Raw genomic sequence first — 17,110 nt, 5'->3', positions numbered from 1 at the left:
GTTGCCCGTGAATTGGGTAAGTACATCATAGTGGGAAGAATAAGACCAGAGAATATATAGGATAAGGGAGAGATTGAGATATGGAACCAGTCACAACTCAGGAAACACTTTTCTATACAGGTACGTATGCGTCAGCGGAAGAACCAGGAATATTTTTATGTGCGTTGAATGCGGATACAGGAGAGATGCGAATCGTCAATCACATGGATGGCTTGAATAATCCGTCTTATCTGGCGCTATGCCCGGATGGCAACTGTCTGTATGTGGCGAGTGAGACGGATGAGGGAGAGGTGTTGGTGTATCGCAGAGATGCGGCTACGAGTGAACTGCACCTGATGGATCGAAAGCAGACCCGTGGAGCTTCTCCATGTTATGTGTCTGTCTCGAAGGATGGTCAGTGGGTGTTCTCATCCAACTATAGCAGCGGCAGTGTCAATGTATTTCCGGTAGGTGATCAGGGGACGCTTGGTGAGATGAGTGCATGGGTGGAGCACACGGGAAGTGGAATCAACGAGGAACGCCAGGAAGGGCCGCATGCTCACTCCATTCAGCCAGATCCGTCCGGACAGTATGCTGTCGTATGTGACCTCGGTCTGGATCAGATCATTGTGTATCGGTTGGAGGAAGGACGTCTGGTTACCCATCGTGAGATGGATCAGCCACCAGGCGCAGGGCCAAGGCATCTTGTGTTCCATCCCAACTCGAAGTGGGCATATGTCATCAATGAATTAAACAACACGGTTACGGCATTCCTATACGATGAGCGCAGAGGGGAATTCACTACGGTGCAGCACATATCCACACTTCCGGAAGGGCATAAAGGCGAGGGTACCGCTGCGGACATCCGTATATCTCCATGTGGACGTTTCCTGTATGCATCCAATCGGGGAGATGACAGCATCGTACTCTACCATATTGACCAAGAGAGCGGTGAGCTGGAAGCCGTAGAGTGGACGTCCACGATTGGGCAGACACCGCGTAACTTTAATATTTTGCCAGGTGGAATTCTGGTCGTAGCGAATCAGGACAGCAATAACCTCGTAGGTTTCCAAATCAGCGAAGAAGACGGACGTCTGACGCATAACGGGTTCAAGCTGGAACTGCCTCGTCCGGTATGTATTGCACCTGTGGTATAAGTTGTAATCCGGTGAAGTGAGAAGTGTAAGTACAATATTACATTCGGAAAGTGTTCGAGAAGCTGTGAAATCATGGAGAAACGCATGGTTTTACAGCTTTTTTTATTTTTTATGTAATATAGATGAAACTGCCATCCTTTTTAGGCAGTTGACATGAGGGAAAGTGGACGCTATTATAATAACTGATCGAACAATCAAAATAAAAAACAACCAATCAGTTCCGTGAAGGTAGATGAAAAGATGAAAAACAAGCAGTATTTAATAGCCGATGCCCGCAAGGAACAAATCATTCATGCTGCAATTGAGGTTCTCACAGAGATTGGATATTTTAGTACCAGCCTATCTAAAATAGCAAAAAGGGCTAATACGAGTACGGGACTCATCTCGTATCATTTTTCGGGCAAGGAAGATCTGATGAACAATACGTTGCTCTATTTAGTTGAACAAGAGAAAGCTTTTATGATGGAGAGAATAGAAAAACAATCATCCAATCTGGGAAAATTGATGGCTTATATAGAAGCGGGAATCACCTATCGCGCTATAAAACGTGAGAACACTACGGCATTATTGGAGATTGTTTTTAATGTCCGCACAGCAGATAATGTTCCTTATTTTCGATTAGAAATCAATCCTGAAGATGAATTAAACGTCCTTCTAGAAGAGATTCTTCATGCAGGTCAACAATCGAAAGAATTTCAAGATTTTGATCCCAAAGTTATTGCCATGATGATCAGAGGAACTGTTTCACTATCGATGTCTCTGCCTCAAAACGAGAGTATAATGAGCTTCAAAGATTATACAGAAAAGGTGACCAAGAGCGTTTTAAAAATGATTCAATAACACCAAGAGAATAGATAATTTTTTTTATTATAAATTTGATTGGTCGATCAGTATTTAAAATGAGTATTCAGTTTAAGTGTAAAGGAGGACGTTCATCCTATGTTTCATTTCATTCGTCAACGTAAACGTCGTAAGAGATTGGCACAAGTGAAAGCAGGCGATGGTCATCTTCTGAAAAAGTACCGGTTTTGGAGTATATTTACGCATTCCTTATTTCACATCGAAGTAACCAATCATAGTAGTGGGAAAACCACTTCATATACCATAAAATCTAAATATTTTTTGGAAAAACCCCGTGTTGATTTATATCGCGAAAATAGACATATTGCCTATTCTAAGCTTCCAGCAGCTTTTCCAGTCGAGAATGGCGTGATCGAAATTACAAACAATTCAACCGGGATTAATGGTATTCATTATATTGGAGCTGGCGAAGACACCTTTATCGTATCCCCGGATAGACGTTCGATAAGGGGGGTTCGAATGAGGGTGCATCGAAGATTTCCTACCCTCAGCGCATTCATTGGTATGACCGCAATCATAATCTTGTTTATCTCCATCGTTTTAAGCATCTCCCAATTCGTTGACTCCATCTCTGCTATTCCATGGGTTTCAGAAAATATTGGTGCATTTGAATCGCCCATTCAACTGTCCGTATGGACATATTTTGCGATTGGTATTGCCGCGGCAATTGCAGGAGCAGAGCGGGTCCTAATGCTTAAAAACCATTGGTTAATTGATATGGAAAGCAGACATTAGGATAATCATTGAAAATGAAGAAAGGATGGACGTTACGATGATAAAACGACTCATGGCGATATACTTGTTAATCGTAGTACTTGTAGTAGCAGGTTGTTCAAGCCCCAATCATGAACTGATCGAGAGTGAAGGGGCTAAGGGACAAGATAACGAACAGCAAATAAGTGAACCGATTCTTGATTATGAGGGAAATGGAGGATTTCTGTGGAAGGTGCTTCACGGCAAAACTACTATGTATGTGTATGGAACGATTCATTTGGGTCATCCAGACTTTTATCCGCTTGCTTCGGAAATTGAAGAAGCATATAAGGACGCAGATGTTATTCTTCCAGAGATCAATATGTTTAAAGTGGATATGAATGAAGAAAAAATAAAGGAGATGGCATTATTTGAGGATGATACCACGCTGGATGACGTGTTATCGGAGGTATCTTATGCCAAACTTTCAGAAATATTTGAAGCGAATGAAATGAACTTAACCGATTATAATCACTTCCAGCCTTGGTTTTTAGGAACCGTATTAAACCAAATCAGTAATGAAGAAAGTGAACTAGCGCCGGAGTATGGGGTTGATTTATACTTTCTTCAACGTGCGTTAGAAGACAATAAGCATATTGTTGAGTTAGAGACCGTTGAGATGCAATATGAGATGCAATCTGGTTTTAGTATGGAAACCCAAGTACAAATGTTAGAGGGTTCTATAGCCGATCATGAGGAGGCAGCGAGTTTTTTAAATCAGCTAGGATATAACTGGGTTCATGGGAATGAAGTTGCTTTTAAGAATCAGTTGACTGAAGGTTTTGAAGATATTGATGCAAAGTATCAACAGGCAATCAATGATACTCGGAATATTCATATGGCTAATAAGCTCGATGAAATTTTACAAACGGATAATGGGCAGACTTATTTTGTTTTCATCGGTGCGGCTCATGTTTTGATTAAACCCAGTGTACCAGGTGAGCTCGAGAAAAAGGGTTATGAAATTGAGCGGATTTATTAATCAGCAGAAAGAAATTAATCTATGAATCGGAAGTATAGACCTATGATTTTATGATTACACAAGAAGAAGTATGTATCATTCAGTCGAAGGAGAAATCCTTCGGCTTTTTTATATGCCATCCATTTAATTACTAAATTAGACCTATAGATGGAAGTATATGTTTAATTTAAAATAGATATATTAAAGCGCTTACACAGAAGATGGCGCTACAAGGGCAGCGGGCTTACCACTACAATTGGGGAGGCAATTGTTTATGGGAAAAGGATCATCGTTGTGGAAGCGCACATTACGTACAGCCGGAGTATCCCTGCTGAGTTCCGCGTTACTGGTCACTTCGCTAGGCATTGGCAATACGCCAGTAACACATGCAGCGGGTGCAAGACAGATGGAATATCTCGATCGCGGCGTGGTGGCTGTGAAGACCGGGACAGGTGTTTTTGTCAGTTGGCGGCTTCTGGGTACGGAAGGTTCGAATGTATCGTTTAACGTCTATCGGGACGGAACCAAGGTGAACGCTACACCCATAACGAACAGCACGAACCTTCAGGATGCAAGCGGGACAAGCAGTTCCAAATACACAGTTCGCGCTGTAGTCAGTGGAACAGAGCAGGCTGCTTCAGCGGCAGCAAACGTATGGGGCAACAACTATCTATCTGTACCGCTCAGTGTACCCGCTGGTGGGACAACACCTGATGGAGTAGCCTACACTTACAGTGCCAACGATGCCAGTGCAGGTGATCTGGATGGTGATGGTGAGTATGAATTGATCGTGAAGTGGGACCCCTCCAACTCCAAGGATAACTCCCAGAGCGGTTATACCGGGGAAGTGTTTATCGATGCCTACAAATTGAATGGAACACGCCTCTGGCGAATTGGTTTGGGAAAAAATATCCGTGCCGGCGCTCACTACACTCAGTTCATGGTGTACGATCTCGACGGTGATGGCAAAGCTGAAGTTGCGATGAAAACAGCCGATGGCACCAAGGATGGCACTGGCGTGGTCATCGGTGATGCCAGCAAGGATTACCGCAATTCCAGCGGTTATGTATTATCTGGCCCCGAATTCCTGACGGTTTTCAATGGGCAGACTGGTAAAGCACTATCCACGGTGAATTACGAACCGGCGCGTGGCAATGTATCCGACTGGGGAGACAACTACGGCAACCGGGTGGATCGATTCCTTGCTGCCATTGCTTATCTGGATGGGGAGCGGCCAAGTCTGGTCATGGCGCGTGGATATTACACCCGCACAGTACTAGTGGCCTATAATTGGCGGAATGGGCAGCTAACCAAGCAATGGACATTTGATTCCAACACATCGGGCAACTCAGGTTATGCCGGGCAGGGCAATCACAATCTGAGTGTGGCGGACGTAGACGGAGACGGGAAAGACGAGATTGTCTATGGTGCCATGGCGGTGGATGATAACGGCAAAGGATTGTATACGACAGGTCTTCATCATGGCGATGCCATGCATCTGAGTGACTTGGACCCTGACCGCCCTGGACTTGAGGTGTTTCAGGTCCATGAGACACCATCCAATGCCGGAGTGGAATTCCGTGATGCGGGTACAGGTCAGCTAATCTGGGGAGTCAAAACAACGAAGGATATTGGACGCGGCATGGCAGCAGATATTGATCCAAGATATAAAGGTGCCGAAGTGTGGGCAGACGGCAGCCTGTACACAGCCAAAGGGCAGAAACTCGGGACAACCCTGCCTTCCTCCACGAATTTTGGGATCTGGTGGGATGGCGACCTGCTCCGTGAACTGTTGGACAGCAACCGAATCGACAAGTGGAATTATACCAACAGCACAACGATGAACCTGCTCACTGCATCCGGCGTTTCTTCCAACAATGGAACCAAGTCTACACCGAATCTGCAGGCCGATCTCTTCGGGGACTGGAGAGAGGAAGTCGTGTGGAGGACCAATGACAGCTCAGCACTGCGGATCTATACCACAACAGCAGTTACCGACAAACGCATCTATACGCTGATGCATGATCCGGTATACCGTCTTGGCGTCGCTTGGCAAAATGTAGCCTACAATCAACCGCCGCATACCGGATTTTATCTGGGAGAAGGCATGAGCACACCACCGGTACCGAATATCCGGTATGCGGGCAGATGAGGAATGGACCAGGCATGGCAGTCCAATTCCATTCCTATTTACAATAGACAGCGAAGTATGGGATTCGCTGAAGGGAACAACGGACGGTGGTTCGTTGTTCCTCTTTTTTTTGCCAATGGTGCAGAAATCCGGTAAAAATCGGAAAAAACGTTTGACAGGTATATAGACTGCCTTTATTATACGTATATAACTTACTAAACAGGTAGGAATAATAAAAAATGCAACCTGAACAGAATAACGTTCTCACCGTATAGACGGAGGAACACCGCAGCGCATCCTTTCCGGATGAAAGCATACACGGCCTAGGGCCGGCATGACTTTATGGGGAGAAGTGCGCGGGGGTTCCTCCGTCTTCTTTTTTTTTTACGGGACGTTTGATCCTGTTCAGCCGGCCTGGGGTAGTCATGCAGATTGATATCGGGGGGAGTGTTTTTGATGAAAAAGAGAATTCACAAGGGTATTCTGGTTGGTCTGGCACTGGTGTTAACAGGGGTACTGGCAGCATGCGGGTCGGATAGCGGCGGGTCCAGTGAAGCAGGAACATCGGGGGGAGCGGAAGGTGGCAAGGAAGGGACTAAGGCTATCGAACTGCTGAATGTTTCCTACGATCCAACACGGGAACTCTATGAACAATATAACAAAGCGTTTGCGGCGCATTGGTTGAAAGAGAAAGGCCAGGAAGTGACCATCAAGCAATCCCACGGGGGATCGGGCAAACAGAGCCGTTCGGTTATTGACGGACTGGATGCGGATGTGGTGACACTGGCATTGGGATACGATATTGATGCGATTGAAGATAAAGGTCTGATTAATGAAGGTTGGCAGGACAAATACGAGCATAACAGCTCTCCGTATACCTCCACGATTGTATTCCTTGTACGTAAAGGCAATCCCAAAGGCATCAAGGACTGGGATGATCTGATCAAAGGGGATACCCAAGTCATCACCCCGAATCCCAAAACGTCCGGCGGAGCGCGCTGGAACTACTTGGCAGCATGGGGATATGCCCTCAAGCACAATAACAATGATGAAGAGAAAGCGAAGGAATTTGTTGGCGAATTGTTCAAACATGCGCCTGTACTGGATTCGGGTGCCCGTGGGTCTACGACGACATTTGTTGAACGTGGCATTGGGGATGTGCTGCTTGCCTGGGAGAATGAAGCTTTCTTATCGGTAAAAGAACTGGGTCCGGACAAATTCGATATTGTCGTGCCTTCGGTTAGTATCTTGGCTGAACCACCCGTTGCGATTGTGGACAAAAATGCAGACAAAAAAGGAAGTCGCGATGTGGCGGATGCCTACCTGAAATATTTGTACAGTGAAGAGGGGCAGACGATTGCCGCCGAAAATTATTACCGCCCAACGCTGGACAGCGTGGAGGAAAAATTCAAGGATCAGTTCCCAGCGCTTGAACTGTTCACGTTGAAAGATGTATTCGGTACATGGCGGGATACTCAGGCCAAACATTTCAATGACGGTGGTATCTTCGACCAGATCTATGTTCCGGGCAGCTAAGGTTGCTCTGTTCAATGAACACTCGATCAATCGCGCTGTGAGCGGCCAACCAGCCTTACCGGCTGAAGGCAGAGAGGATGAACGTGCATGAGCAAGGTGATGGTGACGCAAAGACGCACATTGCCGGGATTCGGATTAACGATGGGTTACAGTGTGCTCTACCTGAGCCTGGTTGTACTTATTCCACTGGCGGCGCTGTTATTTAACTCAACAGGGCTGACGTGGGCAACCATGATTGAGGTTGCGACCAATCCCAGGGTGCTGGCTTCCTTCCAGGTCAGCTTTCTGACCGCAGGTGCAGCGGCCCTGATTGATCTCGTGCTGGGGTTACTCCTGGCATGGGTGCTTGTTCGGTATGAGTTTCCTGGTAAAAGGCTGTTTGATGCAGTCATTGATCTGCCTTTTGCCTTGCCAACAGCGGTAGCAGGGGTTGCCCTTACGGCGATCTATGCCGGCAATGGCTGGATTGGGCAGTTTGTAGAGCCTTTGGGCATTAAGCTTGCTTATTCACAGGCCGGGATTACGCTGGCACTGATGTTTATCGGCATTCCATTCGTGGTTCGTACGGTGCAACCGGTGTTGGAGGAGCTGGAGGCTGAGGTGGAAGAAGCGGCTGCCACACTGGGCGCAGGAAGATGGCGAATATTCCGTACCATTTTGCTGCCGGATCTGATTCCGCCACTGCTGACCGGATTCGCTCTGGCCTTTGCCCGGGGGATTGGCGAATATGGCTCCGTTGTATTTATCTCAGGTAATATGCCGATGAAAACGGAGATTGCCCCCTTGCTAATCATGGCCAAGCTGGAGCAGTTCGATTATGCAGGCGCTACAGCTGTAGCTTTGCTGCTGCTTTTAGTCTCTTTCATCCTGCTGCTGATTATTAATTCCTTGCAACGTTGGAGTCGGAAGGCGGGCAGGGCATGACAATGAAGCATGATGGAATAAGGTTATTAAAAAAAGTCACTCACCCAAACCAAAGGAGGTGCAGCATATGGCGGGTTCTGTCCCACTGAGCCCTGTTCCACCCGTACGATCTGGCCGCGGAACCAACCGTGCAACAACGGAAGCTCCATGGGTCAAATGGTTGTTGATTGGACTGGCGAGCCTGGTACTTCTATGGCTGCTTATATTGCCACTGGCCATTGTGCTCATGGAGGCGTTGAAGCAGGGCTGGGGTGTATACATCGCGGCTCTTACCGAGCCGGATGCCATGTCTGCACTGAAACTCACGTTATTGGTTGCCGCGATTACCGTGCCGCTGAATACGATATTTGGTGTGGCCGCTGCCTGGGTCATTACCAAATTCCAGTTCAAGGGCAAGGGACTTATGATCACCCTGATTGATCTTCCCTTTTCGATTTCGCCAGTGGTGGGCGGCTTGATCTTTGTATTGGTCTTTGGTTCGAATGGGTGGTTTGGGCCATGGCTGTCCGAACATGATATCAAAATCATTTTTGCGCTGCCAGGCATCGTCATTGCGACGCTGTTTATTACGTTCCCCTTTGTAGCCAGGGAGTTGATTCCACTCATGGAGGACCAGGGAACCAGGGAAGAGGAAGCGGCGGTTACGCTGGGTGCTTCGGGATGGCGAATCTTCTGGAGTGTAACCTTGCCCAACATCAAATGGGGACTGTTATACGGTATCATTCTGTGTAATGCCCGTGCTATGGGCGAGTTCGGAGCGGTATCTGTGGTGTCCGGACATATCCGCGGGGAGACGAATACGCTGCCGCTGCATGTGGAGATTTTGTACAACGAGTATCAATTCTCGGCTTCATTTGCCGTGGCTTCCCTGCTCCTGATTCTGGCTCTCGCCACGTTGTTACTCAAGAGCTGGCTTGGACACAAAGCGGTTTCGGAAAAGTGATACAAAGTGGATCAATTTCATATTATGGGAAGAAGAAAATACAGATTGACAGCTACTGGAAGCCCTGCTAATGTATAAACCAAGTATATAGGTTGGATAAGAATGATTTATAAATCCGTTGGATGACAATGCATTTAGGAATATGGCGGGCAGTAGCCCGAGAAGAGGAGGCGGCTCTAATGGCTAAGCCGTTAAAAGTGGATGAGGTATGGTTGGACCGAATTGCCGGACAGCTGAATGACATGGAGTTTGGTTCTTTGCATATCGTCGTGCACGAAGGTCAGATTGTGCAGATGGAGCGGACCGAACGCAAGCGTTTTGAGAACACGCCCTCTGGCAGCGCCTCCAAAACTGGAAGCACGGCACGAAGCAATTCAGCCCGTCCACTCCGCGGATCGAATGCGAGTGCGAAGGGATAGAGAGTGCGTTGCGTCAGGGAAGCAAGGATGGTAGTGTAGTGGCTTTTTGATGTGACGCTTCCCGTACGTCCTGCCTATTGCGTGCGACTTGTTTCCTTACGCGCCTTATACCAATGATTCGCTTCAAGCAGCACCTGTTGCCCACCTGCATCCTTAAATTCTTCCACAAAAGTATCGAAATACCCCACAGGCTGATCGCCGGTAATGATGGAGATATATGCTCTGTCTCTCATGCGAATCAACTCCGATGAATATTGAATCAGGGCAGGGGTTGCAGCCTCCAGGCGATTATAGATACCATTCTTCGTCAACCCTGCAGATGCAGCCCATAGTTCACGTTTGTCCGAGGCTGCACCTGGAACCATCATGCCAATACTTGAGCCGATCATATTCGTGTAATTCTCCATTCGGTTGTATGGGCGAAGCAAGTGGAACGATTTTGAATCTGCAGCACTCCAATCCCAGTGCTTTCCTGGGAGGCCATACTCCATTTTGATCTGTTCGACCGGATCGGGGTTGGCACTTACATAATCAAGTATCTCCAAGATTTTCTCCAGTTTTCCCGGCTCGTTTGCAGCCTCAGCACCTATAGCAATAAAATTCATGAGCAGATTATTCCCTTTGGAACCGCTATGTCCATCAGGACCCTTAACCGGTGAACCGAATACAATCTTGGCGGCTGCATTCTTCTGTAGTAGCTCACTGACGTTGAACGAGGGCTCGACTGGGATTTCCTCACCATTTTCATTGAGGACACTGTAATCCCCCGCTTGATTCCAATGATAGTAATTTCCCATCGACGTCATCCCGATTTTGCCATTAATAAAAGTGTGGGACAGATGTTTATAGCCACCTTTATTCTCTCCCGTGATAAACTCAGGATCAATAATCCCATCCCGATACCATTTCTGCATATACTCCAAGGCTTGTTTCATCTCAGGCTCCAAAGCGCCGATCACGAGTTGGTTTTTTTTTTCATTAAAATAAAGCTGCTCGGTAAAAACAGATTGTCCAAAGGCACCAAATACGACATTTAAGCCTTCTCTGGATAGCCCATACGTATCCTGTTTACCATTACCGTCCGGATCATCTTTGGCAAAAGCATACATAACCGTTTCAAATTCATCTAATGTTTGCGGAACGTCCAGACCCAGCTTCTTAAGCCAGTCCTCTCGGTATACGACAGGAGTCCGATAGATGTTGGTCTGATTGATGACCGGAATTCCATAGATGCTGCCATTTATTTTTCCGTACTCCAAATAACGTGAGTCATAATCACGAATTCGCTGTACAATATTTGGGGCATATTGTTCAAGTGCTTCAGGGGAAATCTCCGCTAACACGCCTTGCATTTGATACTTAAGCAGATCATGTGGTTGCCTGATTCGGAACAGATCGGGTATTTTTCCCTGAGCCAGCTCTAGGTCCAGCAGTTCCTCGTATCGCTTGTTCTCAAGGTTCCACACCTCCAGATCGACATCAAACCGATCCTCAATATAGGCAATCATCTCTGCGTCCTCAGGAACTGGGATATTCTGATGCATGGTCCAGGATATCGTATACTCTGGAGCCGTATCCTTCTCAAGGTTTGCCAGATGGTCCTGCTGTTGCTGCCCTTGTGCTGTTTCTGTGTTTAGAATGGTACACCCACCTGTGAAGGCGAGAAGGAGAAGCAGTGCGGAGTATAGGTATAGCCTTCTTGAGAGGTTAAGGTTCATAGCAGCTCCTTTATTAATTTTAAATTCTATATAGCGATCGGAAGGTTGTTCTGTCATCGGAGTGTCCGTGTAAATATTCTTTGATTGAACCTATATAGATCCCTGTTCCATTAGACTGCGCATGAAGTTTTTTGGCGTACAGCCGTGAATTTCCTTGAACTTCTTGATGAAATAGGCAGGGGTACGATAACCGACTGTATTTGCGACCTGCTCAACCGTAATTTCACGCTGTGTCATAAGTTCCCGGGCGCGTTCCATTCGCTGATTCGTAACATATTCGGAATAGACAATCCCGGTTTCTTCTTTGAAGAGTTTACTGAGATATTTAGGGCTGATGAATACTTGCTCTGAGACATGATCCAGCGTGAGATCGCCCGACAAGTGCTCGTGAATATAGGCTTTGACCGCCGATATGGTATCCACACTCCGTACCTCGCTTCGTTTCTCCATGTGCATCACAAATTCAGTCACGAGATGGATCATCCATTCCGAATAGCGATTGATATTGTAGAACAATGAAAACTGCTTGTACAAATTCAATGAACTCGCCTCGGCAGGTTGCAGGCGCATCTGTTGAATACATTCAGCGTATATAGATACCGTTTTTAATAAGATGATACGACTGTATTCGGCTGAATAGGGGCCTTCCTTTATTGCCACTACCAATTCCTGAATGGCCTGAACCGAACCTTGCACATCCCGAGTCTGCAATTTTTTCTCGAAGTTAATGAGATATGATTCCGGAATCTCCAGACCGCTGGCTTCCCTGTTCAGCAGATCAAGATCCTGAATGGCAGACTGATCGGGAAAGAAGTAGCTGTATCGAATCAAGGCATTCGCCTGATGATAGCTTGTGTGAATCTTCGTGAAGTGCTCTACCCAGCCGCCTAACGAAAGTACAAATTCAAGACCAAATCTGCTTCTTGCCTCCGTGTGAATAAAGTTAATAATGTGATCAGAGAGAGGTTCCTCGGATTGATTGGTACAGATGATTACACCGATTTTGTGATCCTGCAATTCCTCTGCGAGCAGCTTTGTTTCTTCCATGTCTGCCATCTCAAGTTGCTGAATCATCGTGTACAACGTATGCTGCAACTGTCGTGGCTGTAGATCTTTCCACTTCTCATTGACGGGGTCAATGACGATGCAGCGGAAGCGGGAGTAATCCATTGAAATATGCACAGATTGCAGTTGCTCTGTCAGCTCTTCCGGTGTAAATCGGTTATTCAACATGTTCAGCATGATACTATGCTTAATCATCTTATGATTGGCCTGCAAGGTTTCTTCAAGGCTATCAACTTTATTGGACAGACTGTTAAACGTTGTATCGATGAACCGGTATTCGTCCTGCTTGAGGCTGGTTGGGCTATCCATCCGGCTCCTGATGTTATTCAGGATTTGTTTTAGTGGACTATAGTTGGCCCTGGTGAAGATGGACGACATCGCGATCCCAACCGCTACAGCCAATAAGCCTAGAAGAACTGAAATTTCCTTCAAGCTATCCAGCTTATAGTAGAAGCTCTCATTAGGCGTGGTCGTATAGATTCGCCATGCATTTCCTTTAAATTGATCTTGCGTAACGACAGAAGAGTCATGGTTAAATACAGGCGCGAAGTTCTCATCTGAAGAATGAAGAGAGAGCAGTGACTGAGTCAGATTCTCTTCCGTAGCACTGCCTATTAACGTTTTGTCTGCGGCAGAGATGACAGTTCCATCCTGATCGATGATTAATGTATTCGCATAGTCAGCAGGGAGCATATTTTTAATGATCAGACTGATTGCTGACTCTTTGATATCAATCGCAATCATGACCTTGCTGTCTTTTCCAGAAGATTGAAACGGGTAACTGTGGACATAGGAAATGATAGGGCTCATGTTGCTCTGTCCCCGCGATTCGATATATGCATCCTGAGGCACCATGCGAGTCTGCATCCATAAGGAGCTTTCTTCGGTTTCTTTCATCGCAGCAATCCATTCCGTCGTATGATCCGCACTTGAAGGCGTGTCCTCATAGAGCATCAGCCCATATATAGATGAGACAACGAAGTGGTTCTTAGCATCGTACACATGAATAGCTTCAATGAGATCGGAATAATTTTGCACCATATTTATGAGGGACTGTTCGATGTCCAAAATTTTGCTGTGGTTTCCTTTTAAGCTATCCAAATTGATATTTGCAGCGTTACCGAGTGCCAGGGACAGGTAGACCTGATTTACCTTCTGGATTACGGAGCTCTCAATAGTATTAACCGTGCTTTTCAGCGACAATTGATTATTGATTCGGATCTCTTTGCTGTATTGATGGGAGAAGAAGAGATAGAAAATGGAGCCGAAAAGAAGCGCAATGACAAGAACGACAGCGAGGTAGGAAAGAACCATCTTGGATCTCACAGACTGAAATGGCGTACGCATCCTTTTTCCCCCTTCAATTCCTCATTTCTAGACAACTTCATCATTATATAGCAGGCTGAGGACGAGAAATCATGTTGACCGAAATTTAACAAACGTCTTGCTCATATTTTACACCAATTTAATAAAGCGTTTACATAAAAAGATATCATAATTAACGAAAGTAGTATTTCCTCTGTTTTTTTGGGGGTGGAAATCATCGGAACGTACGATTTTGATATAAAACGGAATATGTTCTATAGATGCGAAATGCTCCCTAATGCTACATTAACGGCAGATCAGACATCTGGATAGAGACTTTCGTCCTCATATGCTGATGCAAAAGTAAAAAATGAATTTACGATTAGGGGAGCGTGTATTAGTAAGCCATGAGAAAACCACTTAAAAAGTCACTGGCACTACTTCTAATGTTGTCTATGGTAGGTCCGACGTTTGCAGAGAAGAGTTTTGCAGCCGATCAGAAGATTCAGTTCTCCGATATTAAGGGACACTGGGCAGAAGCAAATATTCAAGCATGGGGCGATGAAGGATTAATTCGGGGCTACCTGGATCGTTCATTCAAACCGAACACGTATATTACCAGAGCAGAATTTATGAATTTGGTAAATGGAGCGTTTGGATATTCCGGACAAGCTGAAATTACCTATAACGATGTGTCGGAGAGTGCGTGGTATTACGAAGCAGTTTCGATCGCAAATGCGAATGGATATATAGATGGATATGCGGATGGCACCATGAAGCCGCAAGATCCGATTACACGTCAGGAAGCAGCTAAAGTCATTGCTGGTATTCTAAATTTGGAGTCGAATGAAACAGCAGCAAATGTCTTTAGCGATTCATCTTCTATTGCGGCGTGGAGCAAGGGGGCTGTAGGTGGAACTGCTGCAGCGAAAATTATTGCCGGATATGCAGATGGAAGCTTCAAACCGCTTGATTCCATTACTCGTGCCGAAGCCGTGTCAGCACTCGTTAAGGCGGTAGAAGCAGATGCGACTACGGCTGCCAAACCAGCTAAGCCAAAAGGAACGGCAGCCGTACTGAATGTTAATCCTCCAGCAGATGAAGCCCGGTTGTCCGCCGTGAAGGACGGGGCCAATGCTGGAGACGATACCTTGAAAAATATTGCGGAAACCAATCCGTTTATTGATATTTTGGACGGATTTGATCAAGTATGGTCCATGAATCAAGCAGATTGGAGAGACGGAACAGCGGCAACCAAAATTGGGGCTGACGGGAAGAATGCAAAGTATGGAGATGGACCGTCCCCCTATTATGACGGCTTTAAGAATGATCCAACCGTAGCCGTCGCTGATCAGAAAACATATGCAAATGAAGAGATCCGAAACAAAGCGACTTGGGAAGCCAATATCAGATATGTAGAAAAGGTCACGCAAAACCGCACGGGTGAAGAGGCTTTGGCAGCCTATTATGATGACCAAAGAGATAAGATCTATAGCGTGATGGAGGGCTTGGGTCCGTTGGCTAACACGTATGTAGATATCATCAAGCCAAAGACAAACGTTGAACGAACGGTGGACGATATGAATAAGGTGTTGACCGAAGAAACCGTGGAAGATGAAAGCCAAGGTATTGGAGATTGGGATGCAAAAACGGAGCTTTCAGACCTGGTTAATTTGGTTGATCTGGTTCGATTCAAAATTCCTGCCTCATCTAATCCATCTAAATATTTTTACTCTTCCCCAAGACCGTGGAGAATGAATTCCAATGGAGAAGTGAAAGAAGTTGTGGATAGCAAAGGACTGCCTGTATGGGAAACCATGGGCGAAGGTGAGAAAAAAGAAGTATCTCTGGCTTCAGGCGGCACCAAATCAACCGGAGAAAAACATTACCAGCAATACGAAACGAACGTTAAGCTTATTCCTGCCTTAACTTATGTCAAACGAATTGCTGAGGATGGAAGAGGAAAAGATGGCGGATTCCCGAGCGGACATACCAGTGCAGCTTACTTATCCGTATTTCCTTTGGCATACGCTACGCCAGAACGATTCGCTGAATTGTTAACGAGAGCAGCTCAGTTGGGAGAGAATCGAGTCGTAACGGGGATGCACTCACCGCTTGATGTTATAGGCGGAAGAATACAATCCACAGCCATGGCTGCATATGCACTTAATCAGGCTGAGAACAAAGATGTGTTAGAGAAAGGCTATGAGAATGCAGGTGAAGTATTTGGAGCTGCAGCCAAGGAAAAAAATATGAGTCTGTATGAATATGCACACACCGTAACAGAGGATTACACGTTTAAGAGTGCTTATGATGTACACAAATGGGAAGATCATGATGCCAATAAAGCCTTCTATAGAGAGAAGATGACTTACGGTCTGCCACAAACAGGAACCAAAGGTTTGGCTCCCGTTGTACCGCAAGGAGCAGAAGCGCTGTTGGAAACACGTCAACCGTATTTAACAGATGAGCAGCGCAGACAAGTATTGTATACAACATCCATTGACTCTGGATATCCTGTACTGGATGAATCCAAGGGCTGGGGTAGAATTGATCTGGTCACGGCTGCGGATGGATACGGTGCATTCTTGAACAATGTAACTGTGGATATGGATGCTTCCAAAGGACGGTTTAATGCAGAAGACTGGTGGAGAAATGATATCACCGGCAGTGGAATGCTCACGAAAAAGGGAACAGGAACACTTACACTAACAGGAAAAAATAGCTACACAGGCGGAACCTTACTGCAAGCAGGAACACTGGTAGCTGAATCTGCAACGGCTTTTGGTACAGGTGATCTGTATGTAGAGAATGGAACAGTTGTTGTGAATGTGGATGGAGCATTAAACTTGAATCGAAACTTCACCATGGATAAGGGCACGCTGGAATTGGTTGTAGATGGTGACAACAGTCAACTGAATGTCGGCAGAAAGCTCTATATTGATGGAGGAAACTTGAAGCTGGACTTGTCCAACTATAAGATTGAAGGTTCCAAGGATATTACGTTAATCACGGCGAATGGAATTACAGGTGAATTCGACAGTGTAACGGCAGATGGTTATAACGTGAGTGTCACGTACGAAAAGGGCCGTGTCATTGCACATGTTGCAGCCAAATAAGCAAAGTAATTAGTGCTAGCGTTCAATTCTTCGCAAGACAAAATTAGTAATATAGAAAAGGGCTGAAACTACAACGTAGTTTCGGCCCTTTTTGCGTACAGACTTGCAGAATGAAGATCGTGTCTTCAAACCTACTGAAAGCCAAGGCGTACATGATCGGCTTGTTATATCGTTTTTGTCGATCGATTTTGGGAAATAACGTGTCTGATGTTCCTTACAATGTTGAAAGAGGACGCAGA

General features: G+C 46.0%; 12 protein-coding genes. 10 read left to right on the top strand and 2 right to left on the bottom strand.

Going from position 1 to position 17,110, the window contains the following annotated elements; all coding sequences use genetic code 11:
- Window positions 1-80: 80 nt before the first annotated feature.
- From MKY73_RS27070 to MKY73_RS27030, 9 genes are all read left to right on the top strand, one after another.
- Window positions 81-1,136 (top strand): lactonase family protein, encoded by a 1,056-nt coding sequence (locus MKY73_RS27070; RefSeq protein ID WP_339304450.1) that lies wholly within the window; start codon window positions 81-83, stop codon window positions 1,134-1,136.
- Between the two features lie 240 nt (window positions 1,137-1,376).
- Window positions 1,377-1,976 carry a TetR family transcriptional regulator gene (locus MKY73_RS27065; protein WP_339304448.1) on the top strand — a complete coding sequence of 200 codons (600 nt, stop codon included), beginning with the start codon at window positions 1,377-1,379 and terminating at the stop codon, window positions 1,974-1,976.
- A 99-nt stretch (window positions 1,977-2,075) separates the two neighbouring features.
- Complete coding sequence (locus tag MKY73_RS27060) at window positions 2,076-2,732, top strand: hypothetical protein (protein WP_339304447.1); 657 nt, start codon at window positions 2,076-2,078, stop codon at window positions 2,730-2,732.
- Between the two features lie 37 nt (window positions 2,733-2,769).
- Window positions 2,770-3,732: a TraB/GumN family protein gene (locus MKY73_RS27055; protein ID WP_339304445.1), complete on the top strand. Its 963-nt coding sequence runs from the start codon at window positions 2,770-2,772 to the stop codon at window positions 3,730-3,732.
- A 253-nt stretch (window positions 3,733-3,985) separates the two neighbouring features.
- Entirely contained in the window at window positions 3,986-5,863 is a 1,878-nt protein-coding gene (locus tag MKY73_RS27050; RefSeq protein WP_339304443.1) for a rhamnogalacturonan lyase, read from the top strand.
- Between the two features lie 435 nt (window positions 5,864-6,298).
- Window positions 6,299-7,378, top strand: a complete 1,080-nt coding sequence (locus MKY73_RS27045; RefSeq protein WP_339304441.1) for a sulfate ABC transporter substrate-binding protein — start codon at window positions 6,299-6,301, stop codon at window positions 7,376-7,378.
- Between the two features lie 87 nt (window positions 7,379-7,465).
- The gene (gene cysT / locus MKY73_RS27040) at window positions 7,466-8,302 is read left to right on the top strand and encodes a sulfate ABC transporter permease subunit CysT (protein WP_091018517.1); all 837 of its coding nucleotides are present in this window, start codon (window positions 7,466-7,468) and stop codon (window positions 8,300-8,302) included.
- 67 nt (window positions 8,303-8,369) lie between these two features.
- Window positions 8,370-9,245, top strand: a complete 876-nt coding sequence (gene cysW / locus MKY73_RS27035; protein WP_339304438.1) for a sulfate ABC transporter permease subunit CysW — start codon at window positions 8,370-8,372, stop codon at window positions 9,243-9,245.
- Between the two features lie 179 nt (window positions 9,246-9,424).
- Window positions 9,425-9,664, top strand: a complete 240-nt coding sequence (locus tag MKY73_RS27030) for a YezD family protein (protein WP_339239298.1) — start codon at window positions 9,425-9,427, stop codon at window positions 9,662-9,664.
- Between the two features lie 74 nt (window positions 9,665-9,738).
- Here MKY73_RS27030 and MKY73_RS27025 read toward each other — a convergent pair whose 3' ends face one another.
- Together MKY73_RS27025 and MKY73_RS27020 are read right to left on the bottom strand one after the other, a co-directional pair.
- Entirely contained in the window at window positions 9,739-11,382 is a 1,644-nt protein-coding gene (locus MKY73_RS27025) for an extracellular solute-binding protein (RefSeq protein ID WP_339304435.1), read from the bottom strand.
- A gap of 90 nt (window positions 11,383-11,472) precedes the next feature.
- On the bottom strand, window positions 11,473-13,794 hold the full coding sequence (locus MKY73_RS27020; RefSeq protein ID WP_339304433.1) for a helix-turn-helix domain-containing protein: 2,322 nt from the start codon (window positions 13,792-13,794) through the stop codon (window positions 11,473-11,475).
- 365 nt (window positions 13,795-14,159) lie between these two features.
- Between MKY73_RS27020 and MKY73_RS27015 the strand changes: the two genes are divergently transcribed.
- The gene (locus MKY73_RS27015; protein WP_339304431.1) at window positions 14,160-16,871 is read left to right on the top strand and encodes an S-layer homology domain-containing protein; all 2,712 of its coding nucleotides are present in this window, start codon (window positions 14,160-14,162) and stop codon (window positions 16,869-16,871) included.
- Window positions 16,872-17,110 lie beyond the last annotated feature (239 nt).

The sequence above is a fragment of the Paenibacillus sp. FSL R5-0519 genome (assembly GCF_037974275.1).
Lineage (GTDB): Bacteria > Bacillota > Bacilli > Paenibacillales > Paenibacillaceae > Paenibacillus.
Note: the sequence above shows the minus strand (reverse complement) of the source record. Positions and strands in the feature narration are given on the sequence as shown.

Coding starts and splice junctions, on each gene's coding strand:
- cysT (WP_091018517.1), top strand. CDS start 7,466: ATGAGCAAGGTGATGGTGACGCAAAGACGCACATTGCCGGGATTCGGA.
- MKY73_RS27045 (WP_339304441.1), top strand. CDS start 6,299: ATGAAAAAGAGAATTCACAAGGGTATTCTGGTTGGTCTGGCACTGGTG.
- MKY73_RS27070 (WP_339304450.1), top strand. CDS start 81: ATGGAACCAGTCACAACTCAGGAAACACTTTTCTATACAGGTACGTAT.
- cysW (WP_339304438.1), top strand. CDS start 8,370: ATGGCGGGTTCTGTCCCACTGAGCCCTGTTCCACCCGTACGATCTGGC.
- MKY73_RS27020 (WP_339304433.1), bottom strand. CDS start 13,794: ATGCGTACGCCATTTCAGTCTGTGAGATCCAAGATGGTTCTTTCCTAC.
- MKY73_RS27050 (WP_339304443.1), top strand. CDS start 3,986: ATGGGAAAAGGATCATCGTTGTGGAAGCGCACATTACGTACAGCCGGA.
- MKY73_RS27025 (WP_339304435.1), bottom strand. CDS start 11,382: ATGAACCTTAACCTCTCAAGAAGGCTATACCTATACTCCGCACTGCTT.
- MKY73_RS27060 (WP_339304447.1), top strand. CDS start 2,076: ATGTTTCATTTCATTCGTCAACGTAAACGTCGTAAGAGATTGGCACAA.
- MKY73_RS27065 (WP_339304448.1), top strand. CDS start 1,377: ATGAAAAACAAGCAGTATTTAATAGCCGATGCCCGCAAGGAACAAATC.
- MKY73_RS27030 (WP_339239298.1), top strand. CDS start 9,425: ATGGCTAAGCCGTTAAAAGTGGATGAGGTATGGTTGGACCGAATTGCC.
- MKY73_RS27015 (WP_339304431.1), top strand. CDS start 14,160: ATGAGAAAACCACTTAAAAAGTCACTGGCACTACTTCTAATGTTGTCT.
- MKY73_RS27055 (WP_339304445.1), top strand. CDS start 2,770: ATGATAAAACGACTCATGGCGATATACTTGTTAATCGTAGTACTTGTA.